The 17,963-nt window shown below is 56.6% G+C and carries 20 protein-coding genes; 8 read left to right on the top strand and 12 right to left on the bottom strand.

The annotated features are described in order from the left end of the window. Positions 1–30 precede the first annotated feature (30 nt). Entirely contained in the window at positions 31–630 is a 600-nt protein-coding gene (gene yfbR, locus IM317_RS14345) for a 5'-deoxynucleotidase (RefSeq protein WP_023312539.1), read from the top strand. A gap of 81 nt (positions 631–711) precedes the next feature. Here the strand turns inward: yfbR and IM317_RS14340 are convergent, their stop codons facing one another. The 4 genes from IM317_RS14340 to yfbV form a co-directional block, all read right to left on the bottom strand. Continuing rightward, positions 712–2,544 carry an SLC13 family permease gene (locus IM317_RS14340; protein WP_033146079.1) on the bottom strand — a complete coding sequence of 611 codons (1,833 nt, stop codon included), beginning with the start codon at positions 2,542–2,544 and terminating at the stop codon, positions 712–714. A gap of 75 nt (positions 2,545–2,619) precedes the next feature. Continuing rightward, positions 2,620–3,279, bottom strand: a complete 660-nt coding sequence (locus IM317_RS14335; RefSeq protein WP_033146080.1) for a sugar phosphatase — start codon at positions 3,277–3,279, stop codon at positions 2,620–2,622. Between the two features lie 11 nt (positions 3,280–3,290). Then, complete coding sequence (locus IM317_RS14330) at positions 3,291–3,785, bottom strand: YfbU family protein (RefSeq protein WP_023312542.1); 495 nt, start codon at positions 3,783–3,785, stop codon at positions 3,291–3,293. Positions 3,786–3,877: 92 nt separating this feature from the next. Further along, positions 3,878–4,333 (bottom strand): terminus macrodomain insulation protein YfbV, encoded by a 456-nt coding sequence (gene yfbV, locus IM317_RS14325; protein ID WP_023312543.1) that lies wholly within the window; start codon positions 4,331–4,333, stop codon positions 3,878–3,880. 337 nt (positions 4,334–4,670) lie between these two features. Here yfbV and ackA point away from each other — a divergent pair, with 337 nt between their 5' ends. Both ackA and pta read left to right on the top strand, forming a co-directional pair. Next, a complete protein-coding gene (gene ackA / locus IM317_RS14320; protein ID WP_033146081.1) occupies positions 4,671–5,873 on the top strand; it encodes an acetate kinase in 1,203 nt (400 codons plus the stop codon). 76 nt (positions 5,874–5,949) lie between these two features. Further along, positions 5,950–8,091 carry a phosphate acetyltransferase gene (gene pta, locus IM317_RS14315; RefSeq protein WP_023312545.1) on the top strand — a complete coding sequence of 714 codons (2,142 nt, stop codon included), beginning with the start codon at positions 5,950–5,952 and terminating at the stop codon, positions 8,089–8,091. Between the two features lie 74 nt (positions 8,092–8,165). On the opposite strand, the gene IM317_RS14310 is transcribed toward pta, so the two are convergent. The 5 genes from IM317_RS14310 to IM317_RS14290 all read right to left on the bottom strand — a co-directional run bounded on the left by IM317_RS14310 (position 8,166) and on the right by IM317_RS14290 (position 12,148). After that, entirely contained in the window at positions 8,166–9,119 is a 954-nt protein-coding gene (locus tag IM317_RS14310) for a transketolase family protein (protein ID WP_033146082.1), read from the bottom strand. Next, complete coding sequence (locus tag IM317_RS14305; protein ID WP_033146083.1) at positions 9,112–9,942, bottom strand: transketolase; 831 nt, start codon at positions 9,940–9,942, stop codon at positions 9,112–9,114. The genes IM317_RS14310 and IM317_RS14305 overlap by 8 nt, the downstream gene beginning before the upstream one ends. After that, positions 9,939–11,330, bottom strand: coding sequence for a PTS ascorbate transporter subunit IIC (locus tag IM317_RS14300; protein WP_023312548.1), 1,392 nt, complete (start codon positions 11,328–11,330; stop codon positions 9,939–9,941). Before IM317_RS14300 ends, IM317_RS14305 begins: the two co-directional genes overlap by 4 nt. Before the next feature lie 21 nt (positions 11,331–11,351). Then, on the bottom strand, positions 11,352–11,624 hold the full coding sequence (locus IM317_RS14295; RefSeq protein WP_003861447.1) for a PTS sugar transporter subunit IIB: 273 nt from the start codon (positions 11,622–11,624) through the stop codon (positions 11,352–11,354). Positions 11,625–11,704: 80 nt separating this feature from the next. Next, positions 11,705–12,148 (bottom strand): PTS sugar transporter subunit IIA, encoded by a 444-nt coding sequence (locus IM317_RS14290; protein ID WP_033146084.1) that lies wholly within the window; start codon positions 12,146–12,148, stop codon positions 11,705–11,707. A 234-nt stretch (positions 12,149–12,382) separates the two neighbouring features. On the opposite strand from IM317_RS14290, the gene IM317_RS14285 reads away from it, so the two are divergent. Further along, a complete protein-coding gene (locus tag IM317_RS14285) occupies positions 12,383–13,402 on the top strand; it encodes a LacI family DNA-binding transcriptional regulator (RefSeq protein WP_033146085.1) in 1,020 nt (339 codons plus the stop codon). A gap of 3 nt (positions 13,403–13,405) precedes the next feature. Here the strand turns inward: IM317_RS14285 and yfcD are convergent, their stop codons facing one another. The 3 genes from yfcD to yfcF are packed head-to-tail and all read right to left on the bottom strand — an operon-like array spanning position 13,406 to position 15,268. After that, the gene (gene yfcD / locus IM317_RS14280; protein ID WP_023312551.1) at positions 13,406–13,960 is read right to left on the bottom strand and encodes an NUDIX hydrolase YfcD; all 555 of its coding nucleotides are present in this window, start codon (positions 13,958–13,960) and stop codon (positions 13,406–13,408) included. Between the two features lie 55 nt (positions 13,961–14,015). Further along, entirely contained in the window at positions 14,016–14,567 is a 552-nt protein-coding gene (yfcE, locus tag IM317_RS14275; protein ID WP_033146086.1) for a phosphodiesterase, read from the bottom strand. Between the two features lie 56 nt (positions 14,568–14,623). Continuing rightward, positions 14,624–15,268, bottom strand: a complete 645-nt coding sequence (gene yfcF / locus IM317_RS14270; protein WP_033146087.1) for a glutathione transferase — start codon at positions 15,266–15,268, stop codon at positions 14,624–14,626. A 141-nt stretch (positions 15,269–15,409) separates the two neighbouring features. Between yfcF and yfcG the strand changes: the two genes are divergently transcribed. The 4 genes from yfcG to IM317_RS14250 all read left to right on the top strand — a co-directional run bounded on the left by yfcG (position 15,410) and on the right by IM317_RS14250 (position 17,944). After that, complete coding sequence (gene yfcG, locus IM317_RS14265) at positions 15,410–16,039, top strand: GSH-dependent disulfide bond oxidoreductase (RefSeq protein WP_033146088.1); 630 nt, start codon at positions 15,410–15,412, stop codon at positions 16,037–16,039. 75 nt (positions 16,040–16,114) lie between these two features. Beyond that, the gene (gene folX, locus IM317_RS14260) at positions 16,115–16,483 is read left to right on the top strand and encodes a dihydroneopterin triphosphate 2'-epimerase (RefSeq protein WP_023312555.1); all 369 of its coding nucleotides are present in this window, start codon (positions 16,115–16,117) and stop codon (positions 16,481–16,483) included. Between the two features lie 13 nt (positions 16,484–16,496). Then, positions 16,497–17,390: a TIGR01777 family oxidoreductase gene (locus IM317_RS14255; RefSeq protein WP_033146089.1), complete on the top strand. Its 894-nt coding sequence runs from the start codon at positions 16,497–16,499 to the stop codon at positions 17,388–17,390. Between the two features lie 44 nt (positions 17,391–17,434). Next, the gene (locus tag IM317_RS14250) at positions 17,435–17,944 is read left to right on the top strand and encodes a GNAT family N-acetyltransferase (protein ID WP_033146090.1); all 510 of its coding nucleotides are present in this window, start codon (positions 17,435–17,437) and stop codon (positions 17,942–17,944) included. The last annotated feature ends 19 nt before the right edge of the window (positions 17,945–17,963 follow it).

Here is a 17,963-nt window from a genome sequence, read left to right as displayed (position 1 = left end):
GCCTGTCGCAGTGAAGACAAAAGGTAACCTATGAGTCAGAGTCATTTCTTCGCCCACCTCTCCCGCCTGAAACTCATCAACCGCTGGCCGCTGATGCGCAACGTGCGCACTGAGAACGTGTCAGAGCACAGTCTGCAGGTTGCCATGGTTGCTCATGCGCTCGCCGCCATTAAAAACCGCAAATTCAACGGCCAGGTTAATCCAGAGCGCATCGCCCTGCTGGCGATGTACCACGATGCGTCAGAAGTGCTGACCGGCGACCTGCCCACGCCGGTGAAATATTTCAACTCGCAAATTGCGCAGGAATATAAGGCCATCGAGAAAATTGCCCAGCAGAAGCTGATTGACATGGTGCCGGATGAGTTGCGCGACATTTTTGAGCCGCTCATCGATGAGCATCAGTACACGGAAGATGAAAAGTCGCTGGTCAAGCAGGCCGACGCGCTCTGCGCCTATCTGAAGTGTCTGGAAGAGCTGTCTGCGGGGAATAACGAATTTTTACTGGCAAAAACGCGTCTGGAAAAAACGCTGGAATCCCGCCGCAGCGAAGAGATGGACTATTTTATGCAGGTGTTTGTGCCGAGCTTCCATCTGTCGCTGGATGAGATTAGCCAGGATTCACCGTTGTAATCTGTTTGCCCAGCGGCGCTGCGCTTGCAGGGCCTTCGGGTAGTAGGCCGGGTAAGGCGCAGCCGCCGCCCGGCAAAATTATCAGAACGGGAACAGGACCGGTATCAATACCACGCACACCACCATCACCAGCACGGTGAACGGCACGCCCAGCTTCACGAAATCACTGAACTTATAATTCCCGGGCCCCAGCACCAGCGTATTCACCGGTGAAGAGACCGGCGTCATAAATGCCGCGGAGGCCGCCATTGCGACCATCATCGCAAAGGGATACGGCGACACGCCCATGGATTTGGCCATCGCCAGCGCAATCGGCGCCATCAGTACCGCCGTCGCGGTATTGGAGATAAACAGACCGATGGTGGCGCACATAATGAACAGACAGACCAGCATCATGTACGGCCCATACCCGCCGCCAACGTCCATTAAGCCTTTAACAATCAGATCCACCCCGCCGGTTTTTTGCAGCGCCAGGGCGAAGGGCATCATCCCGACGATCAGGATAATGCTCGGCCAGTGAATGGCTTTATAGGCGCTTTCGGCGTCAATGCAGCGGAATTTGCCCATCAACAGGCAGGCGATGATTGCCGCGACCGGATTGGGAATTTCATCGGTCAGCATCAGCGCCACCATCAGCACCAGACAAAAAATCGCGTGGGGCGCCTGGCTGTGCGCAGGCGACGCGTCGCTCTCCTCGACAGGCATGTTGAGCACCACAAAATCGCGCCCTTTTTGCCCAAGCTGGCTAATCAGCTTCCAGTTACCGACAACGAGGAAGATATCGCCCAGCAGGATCGGCTCATCCACCACCGCCCCTTCCATCGCTACGCCATCGCGCTTCAGCCCCACGACATTCAGGCCATAGCGGGTTCGGAACCCCATTTCCCGCACGGTTTTGCCCAGCAGTTCCGATTCCGGGATCAGCGATACTTCGGCCATGCCGACATCCAGCGCCTGATCCGAAAAATACTCCCCGCGCAGCACCATCGGTTCCAGCAGCTGTTCGCTGCAAAACTCGCGCAGATCCACGTCCGCGGTGGACATATCAATCAGCAGGACATCCCGCGCGCGGAATTCCGACACCCCGTTGACGTTGACAATCACCCGGCGAAAACGACGCCAGCGCTCAACGCCGATCACGTTCGCGCCATAGCGCTCACGCAGCTTCAGGTCGTCAAGACGCTGTCCCACCATCGGCGAGCCGGGGCGAATAGCCAGACGGCGCGCGCGCCCGGTAAGGCGGTACTCCTTAATCAGATCGCGGAAGGTGCGTCGCTTCCACCCTTCTTTATTTTTGTCCTGTTTTTCACCTTTCAGGGCAAACCGGGTCAGCAGCATGTAGACCACGCCCATCACCAGAATGACCAGCCCAAGCGGGGTGACGCTGAAAAAACTGAAGCCCTGGAATCCTTCCCGGATAAGCTCGCTGTTGACGACCAGGTTCGGCGGCGTTGCCACCAGCGTCATCATGCCGCTGATCAAACCGGCAAAACTCAGGGGCATCATCAGGCGCGACGGCGAGATCTGCATCCGCATGGAGACGCTCAGCACCACCGGGATAAAGATGGCGACCACGCCCGTTGAGCTCATAAACGCCCCCAGCCCGGCGACGGTCACCATCAGGTAGATCAGCATTTTGGTTTCGCTGCTGCCCGCCACCTTCACCAGCCACGACCCCATGATGGTCGCCACGCCGGTACGCACCAGCCCATCACCAATAATAAACAGGGCGGCAATCAGGATAACGTTGGGATCGCTAAACCCGGAAAACGCTTCCGGTAGCGTGAGCGTTCCACTCAGCACAAACGCGACGATGACAAACAAGGCGACGGCGTCCATGCGTACCTTGCCCGTTGCAAAAAGAAGGATGGCGATTAAAAGCAGGCTCAGGACCCAAATCAGTTCACCGTTCACAACATGTCCTTGTCAGTGGGAGATGAGAAATTGTGCCATAAAAAAGCCCCAGCAATGTGGGGCTATATCATGTGATTACATTTTTAGCGAGACGGTTACAACCCCGTCAGAGGCTTTCGAAACAGCCAGCGCCGTCAGGGAATCCAGCACAAAGTCTGCCTCCTCCAGCCGGGAGGATCCCGCCGGAACGTTAACGGCGATAACGTGGCTTCCGGCGTTCAGCCCGGCCAGTACGCCAGCGGCCGCGTCTTCCACCACCACGCACTCTTCAGGGGCGAGGCCCAGCAGTTCAGCGCCCAGTAAAAACGCGTCGGGCTCCGGTTTACCGCGCTTTACGCGCTCCGCCGTGATAAACACTTCTGGCGTCGGCAGACCTGCCGCCTTGTGACGGGCGTGGGCGACGGGAATGGAGCCTGAGGTAACGATAGCCCATGGGATCTGCGCCTCGTTCAGATGCTCAAGCAGCTCGCGCGCGCCCGGTAAGGCTGTGATGCCGTCCGTATCCGTGGCTTCAATATGTTCCAGGTATTTGAACTCCGCCTGAATTTCGTCCTCAGAGCGTCCGGCCAGGAAGTGCCGTAGCGAGGTGATGGCCTGTTTGCCATGGATAAAATTCAGCACGTCCTGATGGTCGATGCCATGTCTGTCAGCCCAATGGCACCAGGAACGCTCCACAACCGGCAGCGAATCCACCAGCGTACCGTCCAGATCAAACAGAAAACCTCTACACTGCACACGCACCTCCGTCAGGCATTAATGATTTGTTGAATTTCGTTGCTGCTTAAATGGTACTGACGCGGGCAGGCGTGCCACGCGCTCAGCATACGCTGATATTTTTCCCACATTGGGGTCTGCGCGTTGAAGCCGTGGGTGCCCGCGTCAAAGTGGGTATAGCGCCCTTCTGTATTCACCATAAAGCGAACATAGCTCAGATAACGCGCTTCCGTTGCGGCATCAAAGCCTAAGAAGGTCACGCGGCGCTCGTCGATGGACTGCTGATCTTTGAGATTCGTCCAGGACACGTGCAGGGCGTGATACATCTCCATAATGTCGATCACGATGCGACAGGTTTCTTCTTTCAGCTCGCCAAACTCGCGGTCCAGTTCACGCATTTGCAAACCAAAACCGCGTTCGACGATGGTTTGCAGGCGGCTGTAGCGCGCAGCGTTATCGGGATCAAGCATAGTCATCATCTTGTACTGGTTGGACAAAATCAGACGTTGAGCATGGGTCATTTCCATCTTTCGACTCCTGTAGCGCATTGCACTTTAAAAAAAAGACACGGTAACTGATTGTTACTGTGCCTTCTTTTCGTCGTCGTTTCGATGATCAATCACAAATCATCGAGAAATGTTTTATCCAGTTGCTTAAAAGCGCGCTTTAACGTGTCCGCCAGCGCCTGGTAGTCCGGCTTGCCTTCGACCGGGGCGAGCGCCTGTCCGGCCTCCTCCAGTTTTCCGCGCACTTCATAAAACCAGTGTAAAATAGAAGGGGGAAGCGGAGTGATGGAGCGTTTACCTAACCACCACAGACCCTGCATCGGCAGGCTTAAGGCGAAGAGCGCCGTCGCGACAGCAGGGCCAAGCTGCCCGCCCAACGCAATCTGCCAGCACAGCGTAAAGACAGCGACTGGCGGCATAAAGCGAATCGCATAGCGCGTGGCGCGGATGGTGCGATTCTCAATGAACATTGGCGCAAGGCGCTTTTCCATCGGCCACGTCTTTGCGTAATGCTGTCCCCGACGAAACAGACTAAAGAAATTTACGGACGGGTTCTCTGGTGTCGACATGGCTGTACCTCAACTTCACATATAAAAATTAAAATTTTCGTGCAAAACCACAACAAGCTATGACAACGTTCAAAATATTTTGTCATCTCTACCCCGTATCGGGTATCCTGTGCCAGCCTGATAGGGCCCTAGACGAGAATCATTAACTCGTCAAATTATTGCACATTATGCCATTGGCTGAAAATTGTGCAAAATGGCATAAAATCATAGTTATTTCTTCCATCATGCCACAATGTTCGTTTGGCATGATGTTAATCATAAATGTCTGAGTCCTCATGCGTTACGCTGTTAGACTCACTGACGTTTTTTTAGCCACGTATCAATAATAGGTACTTCCATGTCGAGTAAGTTAGTACTGGTTCTGAACTGCGGTAGCTCCTCACTGAAATTCGCCATCATCGATGCGCTCAACGGTGACGAATACCTCTCTGGTTTGGCCGAATGTTTCCATCTGCCTGAAGCACGTATCAAGTGGAAGATGGACGGCAGCAAACAAGAAGCGGCTTTAGGTGCAGGCGCCGCTCACAGTGAAGCGCTGAACTTTATCGTTAACACTATTCTGGCACAAAAACCAGAACTGTCTGCTCAGCTGACTGCGATTGGTCACCGTATCGTCCACGGCGGCGAAAAATACACCAGCTCCGTCGTGATCGACGAATCTGTGATCCAGGGCATCAAGGACTCTGCGTCCTTCGCACCGCTGCACAACCCGGCTCACCTGATCGGTATCGCTGAAGCGCTGAAATCCTTCCCGAATCTGAAAGACAAAAACGTGGCCGTATTCGACACCGCGTTCCATCAGACCATGCCGGAAGAGTCTTACCTCTATGCCCTGCCATACAGCCTGTACAAAGAACACGGCGTACGTCGCTACGGCGCGCACGGCACCAGCCACTTCTATGTAACTCAGGAAGCCGCAAAAGTTCTGAACAAGCCGGTTGAAGAACTGAACATCATCACCTGCCACCTGGGCAACGGTGGTTCTGTTTCTGCTATCCGCAACGGTAAATGTGTTGATACTTCCATGGGTCTGACCCCGCTGGAAGGTCTGGTGATGGGTACCCGTTCCGGTGACATCGACCCGGCGATCATCTTCCACCTGCACGACACCCTGGGCATGAGCGTTGACCAGATCAACAAAATGCTGACCAAAGAGTCTGGCCTGCTGGGTCTGACCGAAGTCACCAGCGACTGCCGTTACGTTGAAGACAACTACGCAGAGAAAGAAGACGCTAAACGTGCAATGGACGTTTACTGCCACCGTCTGGCGAAGTACATCGGCTCTTACACTGCGCTGATGGACGGTCGTCTGGACGCGGTTATCTTCACCGGTGGTATCGGTGAGAACGCGGCAATGGTTCGTGAACTGTCCCTGGGCAAACTGGGCGTTCTGGGCTTCGACGTTGATCACGAGCGTAACCTGGCTGCCCGCTTCGGCAAGTCTGGCTTCATCAACAAAGAAGGCACCCGCCCTGCTCTCGTTATCCCAACTAACGAAGAACTGGTCATTGCGCAAGACGCGCACCGCCTGACTGCCTGATTCCACACCGCCAGCAATGCTGGCGGTGCTGTTTTGTAACCCGCCCAATTGCGGCGGTAACGAAAGAGGATAAACCGTGTCCCGTACTATTATGCTGATCCCTACCGGAACCAGCGTCGGCCTGACCAGCGTCAGCCTTGGCGTTATCCGTGCTATGGAACGCAAAGGCGTTCGTCTGAGCGTCTTTAAGCCAATCGCCCAGCCACGTGCTGGTGGCGATGCGCCAGACCAGACCACCACCATCGTTCGCAAGAACTCCAATCTGCCAGCGGCTGAACCGCTGAAGATGAGCCACGTTGAGTCTCTGCTGTCCAGCAACCAGAAAGACGTGCTGATGGAAGAGATCATCGCTAACTACCATGCTAACGCGCAAGACGCGGAGGTGGTGCTGGTTGAAGGCCTGGTCCCGACGCGCAAACACCAGTTTGCCCAGTCTCTTAACTTTGAAATCGCGAAAACCCTGAACGCAGAGATCGTTTTCGTGATGTCTCAGGGCACCGACACCCCAGAGCAGCTGAACGAGCGTATCGAACTGACGCGCAGCAGCTTCGGCGGCGCGAAAAATACCAACATCACCGGCGTGATCGTGAACAAGCTGAACGCACCGGTGGATGAGCAGGGACGTACTCGCCCTGACCTGTCCGAGATTTTCGACGACTCTTCCAAAGCGAAAGTCATCAAAGTTGACCCGGCTAAGCTGCAGGAATCCAGCCCTCTGCCAGTACTGGGCGCGGTGCCATGGAGCTTCGATCTGATTGCAACCCGTGCAATCGATATGGCGCGTCACCTGAACGCTACCATCGTTAACGAAGGCGACATCAACACCCGCCGCGTGAAGTCCGTGACCTTCTGTGCGCGCAGCATTCCGCACATGCTGGAACACTTCCGCGCAGGTTCCCTGCTGGTAACCTCCGCAGACCGTCCTGACGTACTGGTTGCCGCCTGCCTGGCCGCGATGAACGGCGTGGAAATCGGTGCGATCCTGCTGACCGGTGCCTACGAGATGGACCCACGCGTCAGCAAGCTGTGCGAACGCGCGTTTGCGACCGGCCTGCCGGTCTTCATGGTGAATACCAACACCTGGCAGACCTCCCTGAGCCTGCAGAGCTTCAACCTGGAAGTGCCGGTTGATGACCACGAGCGTATCGAGAAAGTTCAGGAATACGTTGCGGGCTACATCAACGCAGACTGGATCGAATCCCTGACTGCAACCTCCGAGCGCAGCCGCCGCCTGTCTCCTCCAGCATTCCGTTATCAGCTGACCGAGCTGGCGCGTAAAGCGGGCAAACGCGTTGTTCTGCCAGAAGGCGACGAACCACGTACCGTTAAAGCGGCTGCTATCTGTGCAGAGCGCGGCATCGCGACCTGTGTGCTGCTGGGTAACCCGGATGAGATCACCCGCGTTGCGGCGTCTCAGGGCGTTGAGCTGGGCGCTGGCATCGAAATCGTTGACCCTGAAGTGGTTCGCGAGAGCTACGTTGCTCGTCTGGTTGAGCTGCGTAAGAGCAAGGGCATGACCGAAGCCGTTGCGCGCGAACAGCTGGAAGACAACGTGGTGCTGGGCACGCTGATGCTTGAGCAGGACGAAGTTGACGGTCTGGTTTCCGGTGCGGTTCACACCACGGCGAACACCATCCGTCCACCGCTGCAGCTGATCAAAACCGCGCCAGGCAGCTCTCTGGTTTCTTCCGTGTTCTTCATGCTGCTGCCTGAACAGGTTTACGTTTACGGCGACTGCGCGATCAACCCGGATCCAACCGCAGAGCAGCTGGCAGAAATCGCTATCCAGTCCGCGGACTCCGCGATTGCCTTCGGTATCGAACCGCGCGTAGCGATGCTCTCCTACTCCACCGGTACTTCTGGTGCAGGTAGCGACGTAGAGAAAGTGCGTGAAGCGACCCGTCTGGCGCAGGAAAAACGTCCTGACCTGATGATCGACGGCCCGCTGCAGTACGACGCCGCCGTAATGGCCGACGTTGCGAAATCCAAAGCGCCGAACTCGCCGGTTGCAGGTCGCGCTACCGTGTTCATCTTCCCGGATCTGAACACCGGTAACACCACCTATAAAGCGGTGCAGCGTTCAGCAGACCTGATCTCCATCGGGCCAATGCTGCAGGGCATGCGCAAACCTGTGAATGACCTGTCTCGTGGCGCGCTGGTTGACGATATCGTCTACACCATCGCGCTGACCGCGATCCAGTCTTCGCAGCAGCAGTAATGTTAAAAAGCCCGGTGGCGCCAGCGCTTACCGGGCAACAAAAAGGCGACCACTTAACGGGTCGCCTTTTTTATTTACAGCAGCTCTCGCGCCGCCGATACAATGTCATGTGCCGTCAGGCCATACTCCTTCTGCAGGAAATCCTGTGTCCCCACCTGGCCGTAACGCTCCTTGACGCCCACCCGCCGCATCGGTACCGGGCAGGTTTCCACCAGGACTTCCGCCACCGCCGATCCCAGGCCGTTGTGAATACTGTGGTTTTCACAGGTGACGATGCGACCGGTTTTCTCGGCGTAGTTTTTCACCAGCATCCGGTCGATGGGCTTCAGGGTAAACATGTCGATGACCGCCGCGCTGACCCCCTCCTGCTCAAGCTGGCGCGCCGCTTCCAGCGCTTCCGCCACCATGATGCCGTTGGCAATCAGGGTTATATCGGTTCCTTCGCGCAGCACGTTGCCTTTACCAATGGTGAAGGTTGACCCCGGCGCATACACGCTCGGCGCCTGCTTACGGATGGTGCGTACCCAGTAGAAGCCTTCGAGGTCGATAAGCTGGCGCAGCACGTCCTCAAACATCACCGCGTCGGTCACCTCCAGCACCACCGAATGCGCCAGACCGCGTACGATGCCCATATCCTCAAACGACATATGCGTTCCGCCGTTGTGGCAGGCCGTCACGCCCGCATCCGAGGCAATCACCTTCACGTTGTTGCGCTGATAGTCCAGGGACATAAACAGCTGGTCGAAGCAGCGACGGCTGGCAAACGCGGTGAAGGTATGAACGAACGGTATACGCCCGGTAAGCGACAGCCCCGCCGCGGTGCCGATGACGTTGGCCTCCATAATGCCGCAGTTAATCACGTGCTGCGGATAATCACGCGCCACGCCGTCCATCGCCATCGAGCTCATCAGATCCGCTTCCAGGGCGATAATCTCGCTTCCCGCCTCAATCTGCTTTGCCACAAAGCCCGCGTAGACCTTACGCATCTCAACGGCGTCTTTCTCTCCTGCCGGTGCAACCTTAATCATGTGAAGCCTCCAGTTGGCGAATCGTCTCGTTGAGGGCCGCTTTGCTCTCCGCGGTCAACCGCAGGTGGTGCGAGTTGCTGAGCTGTTCCAGGTACGGCACCCCCTGCCCTTTGATGCTGTCGAGGATGACGACTATCGGACGCGCGTCGGCAGCCGGGACCCGCGACGTCACCGCCAGCAGTCCCGGGATGTCGTCACCCTTCACCGTCGCCACGTCAAAGCCAAAGGCGCGGAATTTCCCCTCCAGGTCAAACGCGCTGATGATTTCGTCCAGCTCGCCGTCGAGCTGCTGTTTGTTCCAGTCCACGAACACCGTCAGGTTGTTAAGGCGATGATGAGCAATAAACTGGAAGGCTTCCCAGCACTGCCCCTCGTTCAGCTCGCCGTCACCGACAATGCAGAAGACCCGATTCGGTCGCCCCGCCAGCCTGTGTGAGAGCGCCATACCGCCAGCGATGGAGATCCCCTGCCCCAGCGAACCGGTGGTGGCGTCCACGCCGCGCGTTTTCAGACGGTCCGGGTGGCTTGGCAGGCGCGTGCCGTTCTGGTTCAGGGTGCTCAGCTCTTCCACCGGGAAGTAGCCCTTGATCGCCAGCGTGCTGTAGAGCGCCGGGCCCGCATGGCCTTTCGACAGAACAAAATAGTCTCGCTCCGGCCAGTCCGGATCCGCCGGGTCGATTTTCATTACCGCGCCGTACAGCACGGCCAGGGTTTCGACCACCGACATACTGCCGCCATAGTGTCCAAAGCCCAGCTGCGTCAGGGATTTCAGCGTCTCTAGACGGATCTGACGCGCGAGTTCGGTTATCTCTTTCTCATTCATGATTTGGCTCCGGTGTTTTCCTGCGCGTTACCGCCCGCAGGTTTGTTTTTCGCGAAGACGTTGTACGCCACCAGCAGCGCGAACAACGCCACAACCAGTCCGGTGATGGCAAGCGGCGACAGGAAGCGCGCCAGGTTGCCGAGGACAATTCCGACCGCGCCGAAGTCGGCGTCCGAGAAGGTAGTGTTGGCAAAGCCAATGGCGCCCAGCACCGGCAGCAGCAGAACCGGCAGGAAGGTGATCAGCAGGCCGTTAGCAAAGGCGCCAATCATTGCCCCGCGGCGTCCGCCGGTGGCGTTACCGAACACGCCCGCCGTTGCGCCGGTGAAGAAGTGCGGCACGACGCCCGGGAGGATCAGCACCCAGCTAAACTGACCGCAGATGAACAACCCTACAATCCCGCCGAGGAAGCTGAACAGGAAGCCAATCAGCACCGCGTTCGGCGCATACGGATACACCACCGGGCAGTCCAGCGCAGGACGCGCGTTCGGCACCAGTTTCTCCGAGAAGCCGGTAAAGGCCGGAACGATTTCCGCCAGAATCAGGCGCACGCCCTGCAGGATGATGAACACGCCCGCCGCGAAGGTGATCGCCATGATGATGGCGTAGACCAGATAGTTCTGACCGCCGCTGAAGGTGGCCTCGACATACTCACGTCCGGCGCTCACCGCCATGATCAGGTAGATAATCATCATGGTCAGAGAGATGGAGATCGAGCTGTCGCGCAGGAAGCTCAGGTTCTTCGGCAGGTTCATCTCTTCGGTTGAGCGGGAGCCTTTGCCAACCTTGCTGCCAATCCAGCCGGACAGCACGTAGCCCAGCGTGCCGAAGTGCCCGAAGGCAATCTCATCGTTGCCGGTAATGCGCTTCATGTAGCGCTGGGCAATCGCCGGGAAGAAGGCCATGATCAGGCCGAGGATCAGCGAGCCGGTAAAGACCAGACCCACGCCCTCAAAGCCCGCTACCGTCAGGATCACGCCAATCATGCACGCCATATAAAACGTGTGGTGCCCGGTCAGGAAGATGTACTTCAGGCGGGTAAAGCGCGCGACGATAATATTCGCCACCATGCCGAAGGCCATAATAAGCGCGGTCGCTGCACCGTATTTTTCCAGCGCAATTGACACAATCGCTTCATTGTTTGGAATAATGCCCTGAATCGTAAAGGCGTGCTCAAACATACCGCCCAAAGGATTTAATGACCCCACCAGCACCGTGGCACCGCCGCCCAGCACAATAAAGCCGAGAATGGTTTTAATCGTCCCTTTCACCACGTCCGAAAACGCTTTTTTCTGCGCAACCAGACCAATAAGCGCAATTAAGCCGACCAGCACCGAAGGGACTTTTAAAATATCAACAACGAAATTCAGCGTTTCAAGGATAAACATATCCACCTCGCCTTATCAGGGTTATTGTCTTTCGAACCAGGCGCGCAGCTGCGCTTCAAGTTCGTTGATGTCGATGATGTTGTTAATCACCACCAGCTGGCTTTCCGGCACGCTGGCGCTGGCCGCAATGTCTTTTGCCATCACGAACAGATCGGCTGCGCCCGGCGTGGCCGAGGAGAGATCGGAATGTTCAACCTCAGCCTCAATCTCCAGTTTTTTAAGCACCTTTTTAATATTCATTTCGACCATAAAACTGCTGCCCAGGCCGGAGCCGCAAATAGCCATGATTTTCATTGTTGTCCCCTTATATTGAGTAGAGCACGCCCCATCACGCTGTCGCGTAATGTTGTGAATAATCGGATTAAAGAATTAAATCAGAAGCGGTCAATAACCGTTTTAATTTCCTCCAGGGTATTCGCCTGATGCAGTTTCTCCATATCCTCGTCGCTGGAAAATAATTCTGCGAGTGCGGATATCATTTCGATATGGCTATGTTTATCCGGTGCCGCGAGCATAATAATGACATCGACAGGGTCAAACTCACCGGCACCAAACGAGACGCCCTGTTTTAGTTTTAATAAAGACAACCCCAGTCCTTTGGCGCCTTCCTCCGGCCGCGCGTGCGGCATCGCCAGCCCTGGTGCCAGCACATAATAGGGTCCTAACGTGTGGTGCTGCTGGATGATGGCCGTGACGTATTCAGGCTCAATCACCTGCAAATCCAGAAGCGGCTTCGCGCACAGCTCAAGCGCCTGCGGCCAGTTTTCCACGCTGTCCTGTAGCGTGATGGTTGTATCATATATCCATTTTTTGAGCATTTTTCACTCCCGCTACACGCTAAAGATGAGCAAACTTTATTCAACACATCGCTGAATGACTGCGATCGCGATCACAAAGATAGCGCTACCAACCGTTAACATGCAGAAATGTGATAGCGCTATCAAATTGCGATCACGGCGCTAAATCACAGCAAAAAAAGGGATTTAAGGCGTATACTGCCTGTCACGTGAAGCGAAGGAAATGAAGAACGCGTCTGGTCAGCAGGAAGGTGTATGTCTCTAACCCGAAAACGGCGCAGTACCGGTAAAGTGACACTCGCCGATGTCGCACAGCTTGCCGGTGTGGGCACGATGACCGTGTCCCGTGCACTCCGCACGCCCGAACAGGTTTCCGATAAACTACGAGAAAAAATTGAAGCTGCCGTGCAGGAACTGGGTTATATGCCTAATCTTGCCGCCAGCGCGCTGGCCTCGGCGTCGTCGTGGACGATAGCCATGGTGGTGCCAAATCTCTCCGAAGCCGGATGCTCGGAGATGTTCGCCGGGCTGCAGCAGGTGCTACAGCCTGCCGGGTATCAGATCATGCTGGCTGAATCCCAGCATCGCCTGGAGCAGGAGGAGAAATTGCTGGAGACGCTGCTGGCGTCGAATATTGCCGCCGCTATCCTGCTCAGCGTTGAACATACCGATACCGTTCGCCACTGGCTGAAAAACGCCTCTATTCCGGTGATGGAAATGGGTGCCATGCGCGCCGACCCGATTGATATGAATATCGGGATTGATAACGTAGCGGCCATGTATGAACTTACGGAAATGGTGATTAAGCGCGGCTACCAAAATATTGGCCTGCTTTGCGCCAACCAGGAGCAGTGGATTTTCCAGCAGCATCTGCAGGGCTGGTACAAAGCCATGCTTCGCCACCATATGTCGCCGAACCGTGTGATTAACGCGGCGATGCCGCCGAGCTTCTCGACCGGCGCGGCACAGCTGCCAGAATTCCTGCTGGCGTGGCCGGAGCTGGATGCGCTGGTATGCGTCTCTGACGAGCTGGCCTGCGGCGCGCTGTACGAGTGCCAGCGCAGGCGAATCAAGGTGCCGGACGATCTGGCGGTGGTAGGCTTTGGCGATAGCGACGTGAGCCGCGTCTGTCAGCCGCCGCTGACGACGATGGCGGTGCCGCATCGTAAGATTGGCGTTGAAGCCGGGAACGCGCTACTGGAGCGTCTGAATGACGGGGACTGGCGCGATCAAAAGCCCATCGCGTCCAGTCTGTGTCTGAGAGAGAGTTGCTGACGCTTACTCAGCTTCTTCCTCTTTCTCTGATTTGGTCGATTCGTTTTTGGCGTTGCGGGTCATCCACAGCGCCAGCGCTTTTAACGAATCCGGCGTGAACTCGTCGCAGCGCGCGGTGATCTCTTCCGGCGTCATCCAGCTGACTTCACTCACCTCTTCTTCCTGCAGAGCGAACGGGCCGTGGGAGACGCAGCTAAACAGCCCGCCCCAGACGCGGCAGTTTTCGTCTTCGAAATAGAACTGACCGTGCTCGGCAAACGGCACACCGGCGATGCCTAACTCTTCTTCTGCTTCGCGACGTGCGGAATCCAGCAGCACTTCATCTGCCTGAACAACACCGCCAGCGGTGGCATCCAGCATACCCGGGAGAAAATCTTTGGTGTCCGTGCGGCGCTGGACCAGAATTTTGCCCATACCGTCGTGCACAACGATGTATGTTGCGCGGTGGCGCAGACGCTCCGCACGCATTTGTTCGCGGCTGGCCTGCGCGATCACTTCATTCTCTTCGCTGACAATGTCAACCCACTCTGTACTTGCCAAATGACTCTGCTCCACCATCGGGAAACCTTCTCTTCTAAGCGCTCTTTCGGCGCGTTTGCAGTTGAGGTGTAACTTACGGATTAATCGCTACCTGCGCAATAACTTGCTGATCATTAAGTGCGATAACGCTCAGGGTATTTCCATCCAGCATGCCATAGCTCGCAGGATAACCGCCTTTCGGTATGCTGACCGAACCCGGATTGAAGTGATAAATCTCACCGCGTTTTTCAGCAACCGGAATATGAGTATGACCGTAAACCAGGACATCGCCAGCCGCGAGCGCCGGGAGATTATCCGGGCTAAAAAGATGCCCGTGCGTCAGGAACAGGCGGCGTTGTTCCAGCAGCACCTGTTGCCATGGCGCGGTAAGGGGAAAATGCAGCAGCATCTGGTCCACCTCGCTGTCGCAGTTGCCGCGAACGGCAATGATGCGCGAGGCGTACGGGTTGAGCTTTTCCGCGACCTGCGCCGGAGCGTAGCCCTCCGGCAGTGCGTTGCGCGGGCCGTGGTTGAGGACATCCCCCAGAATAATCAGCCACTGCGCGCCGCTTTGTGCAAACAGGGAAAGGACACGCTCGGTAGCGGGCAGCGATCCATGGATATCCGACGCAAACATCAGTTTCATCAGTCACTCCTCGGGAAAACAGACTGCCCCCATCATACCTGAAGCGTCAGGGCTTATCAGCCCGCGCGCTTAGCCGAGAGTGCCACATAGCGCTGCACGGAGGCGCGCTGCCACTGAAACGCGGCATAATCCACCAGCAGCTGCGGCACCTCATCGCCGTTGAGGATCAGGCGGTTTAGCATCAACGCCAGATCGGCGTCGGCGATGCACCACTCGCCGAACAGGTTCGGGTTGCCGTGTGCGAGGAGCGAGGTGGCGGTTTCAATCAGTTTTTGCGCGCTTTCACGGCCTTCTGGGCTGAGCGCTGGCTTTTTGACCCCGGCAAACACGACGTCCGTTGAGCGTTCCACGCGAATTGGCACCAGATCGCTACGCAGCCACGCCTGGATCTGCCGCGCCCGCGCGCGTTTTTGCAGGTCGTGAGGATAAATGCGCTCCCACTCAGGCGGCGCGAACCGATCTTCCAGATATTCATCAATCGCCGACGATTCGCTCAGTGCAAAACCGTCGATCTCCAGCACCGGCACGCGTCGGGTCAGGTCGTAGCCCTGCCACTGCGGTTTGAGATGTTCACCGCCGTCAAGATCGACGGTCTTCAGCGTAAAAGTGAGCCCTTTTTCGGCCAGCGCAACGTATACGCTCATGACATAGGGAGAAAAGAAATTCGCATCGGACCACAACGTGATTACGGGCTGGTTCATAACATCCTCATCGGCTGATCGGTTTTTTACTCAACATATAATCTCTTTGCCCCGCTGTCACTTGATGAAAACTCACGATTTACAACAACCACCTATACTCATTTGTCATGGCACCACTATTCGCATGGACAGGAGTTGAGAATGATCGACCTTTATTACGCCCCTACCCCAAACGGCCATAAGATCACCCTTTTTCTTGAAGAAGCCGAGCTGGATTACAGGATCATTCGCGTGGATATCAGCAAAGGCGATCAGTTCAGCCCTCTCTTTCTGGCTATCTCGCCGAATAATAAAATCCCGGCCATTATTGATAACCACCCGGCGGACGGAGGCAGGCCGCTGAGCCTGTTTGAGTCCGGTGAGATTTTGCTCTACCTGGCGGAGAAAACCGGCAAACTGCTGAGCGGCGAACTGCGCGAGCGTCACCATACCCTGCAATGGCTCTTCTGGCAGGCGAGCGGGCTGGGGCCCATGCTGGGGCAAAATCATCATTTTACCGCTTACGCCCCGCAGCCCATTCCCTACGCGATCGAACGCTATCAGGTTGAGACTCAACGGCTCTATGACGTTCTGAACCGTCGGCTGGAGAAAACGCCGTGGCTCGGGGGCGATCATTACAGTATTGCCGACATCGCCTGCTGGCCGTGGGTGAATACGCATGAAAAACACCGAATTGACCTGGCCGCTTACCCGGCGGTGAACAACTGGTTTGAGCGCATACGAACCCGCCCGGCCACCGAGCGAGCGATGCAAAAAATCCAGCAGATTTAACCCTCTATGAGGCTGGGTGCCCGCGAGCCTCTCATGTATGATGAGCAGGAAATACTGACACGGAGAAGACCTGCAATGTCACAGCCAGACGCTATTATTCGCATAAAAAATTTACGCTTGCGCACCTTCATCGGCATCAAAGAGGAAGAGATCGCCAACCGTCAGGATATTGTCATTAACGTGGTAATTCACTATCCCGCAGACAAAGCGCGGGCCAGCGAAGACATCAACGACGCGCTGAACTACCGCACAATAACCAAAAACATCATTCAGTACGTGGAGAATAACCGCTTCTCTCTGCTGGAAAAATTAACTCAGGATGTGCTCGATATCGCACGCGAACATCACTGGGTCACTTATGCTGAAGTTGAGATCGATAAACTTCACGCCCTGCGCTACGCCGATTCCGTCTCCATGACGCTAAGCTGGCGACGCCAGGCGTAATCCTGGAGGTTGTATGAAGATTTTGCTGACCGGCGGCACGGGCCTTATTGGTCGTCACCTCATTGCGCGTCTGCAGGCCTTGCATCACGACATTACCGTGGTCACGCGCAGCCCGGAGAAAGCGCGCCAGGTGCTCGGGGCGGGTATCGATATCTGGAAAAATCTGGCCGAGCAGCAAAATCTGGACGGCTTCGACGCCGTCATTAACCTCGCGGGGGAACCCATCGCCGATAAGCGCTGGACGGAAGAGCAAAAACAGCTGTTATGCAGCAGCCGGTGGAACATCACCGAAAAGCTGGTCGAGCTGATCCGCAATAGCCACACGCCGCCTTCGGTGCTGATTTCAGGTTCAGCCGTGGGCTATTACGGCGATCTCGGCGAGGTGGTGGTGACCGAGGAAGAGCCGCCGCATAACGAGTTTACCCATAAGCTCTGCGCCCAGTGGGAGCGTATCGCCTGCGCGGCGCAGAGCGATCGTACCCGCGTCTGCCTGCTGCGGACCGGCGTCGTGCTTGCGCCGAAGGGCGGCATTCTGGCGAAGATGCTTCCCCCTTTCCGGCTTGGACTCGGTGGGCCGATCGGTAATGGCCGTCAGTATCTGGCCTGGATCCATATCGACGATATGGTCAACGGTATTCTCTGGCTGCTGGATAACGATCTGCGCGGGCCGTTTAACATGGTTGCGCCGTATCCGGTGCGTAACGAACAGTTCGCCCACGCGCTGGGTCATGCCCTGCACCGCCCGGCGATATTGCGCGTGCCAGCCACGGTGATTCGCCTGATGATGGGTGAAGCGTCTGTGCTGGTATTAGGCGGGCAGCGGGCGCTGCCAAAACGGCTGGAAGCGGCCGGGTTTGCGTTTCGCTGGTATGAATTAGAAGAGGCTCTGGGGGATGTGGTGCGGTGAATATGTTACAGTGACAGGCCATGTTCCGAAGATATGGCGTAACAATGGCAACGATCACCACTCCCCGGCTTCACCTCACCCCTTTCGAACCCACTGACTGGGCCTTCTTCCGCTCGCTGCGTGAAGATCGCCGCATCATGCGCTACATGGCCGCCATCGCGCCGGAAAAAGAGACCCGCCGCGTGTTTGCCGCGCGCCTGATGGCGGAGCATGTCTTCGTGATCCGCTCTCTGGAGGATGATACGCCGCTGGGCGATATTGGCCTGCAAATCAGCCCTGAGAATCGTGAAGAGGCCGATATCGGCTACACGGTTGTGCCTGCCGCGCAGGGAAAAGGGATTGCCAGCGAGGCGCTGCGCGCGGTGTGCGAGTACGCGTTTAACCAGACCAGCGTGAAAGCGATTAACGCGTACGTGCTGGCGGATAACGGCGGTTCGGTGCGTGTGCTGGAGAAAGCCGGGTTTGTGCGCACGCAGGTGCTGGAAAAGGCGTATGAAATTGACGGCGTGCGCTATGACGACTGGGTGTATCGGCTGGAGTGCAGTGCGGCCTGATGCCCTCACCCCAACCCTC

The organism is Enterobacter cloacae complex sp. S3, assembly GCF_014930495.1.
In the GTDB taxonomy this organism is placed as follows: domain Bacteria; phylum Pseudomonadota; class Gammaproteobacteria; order Enterobacterales; family Enterobacteriaceae; genus Enterobacter; species Enterobacter asburiae_B.
The sequence above is the reverse complement of the archived record's forward strand: the minus strand, read 5'-3'. Positions and strand labels throughout refer to the sequence as shown.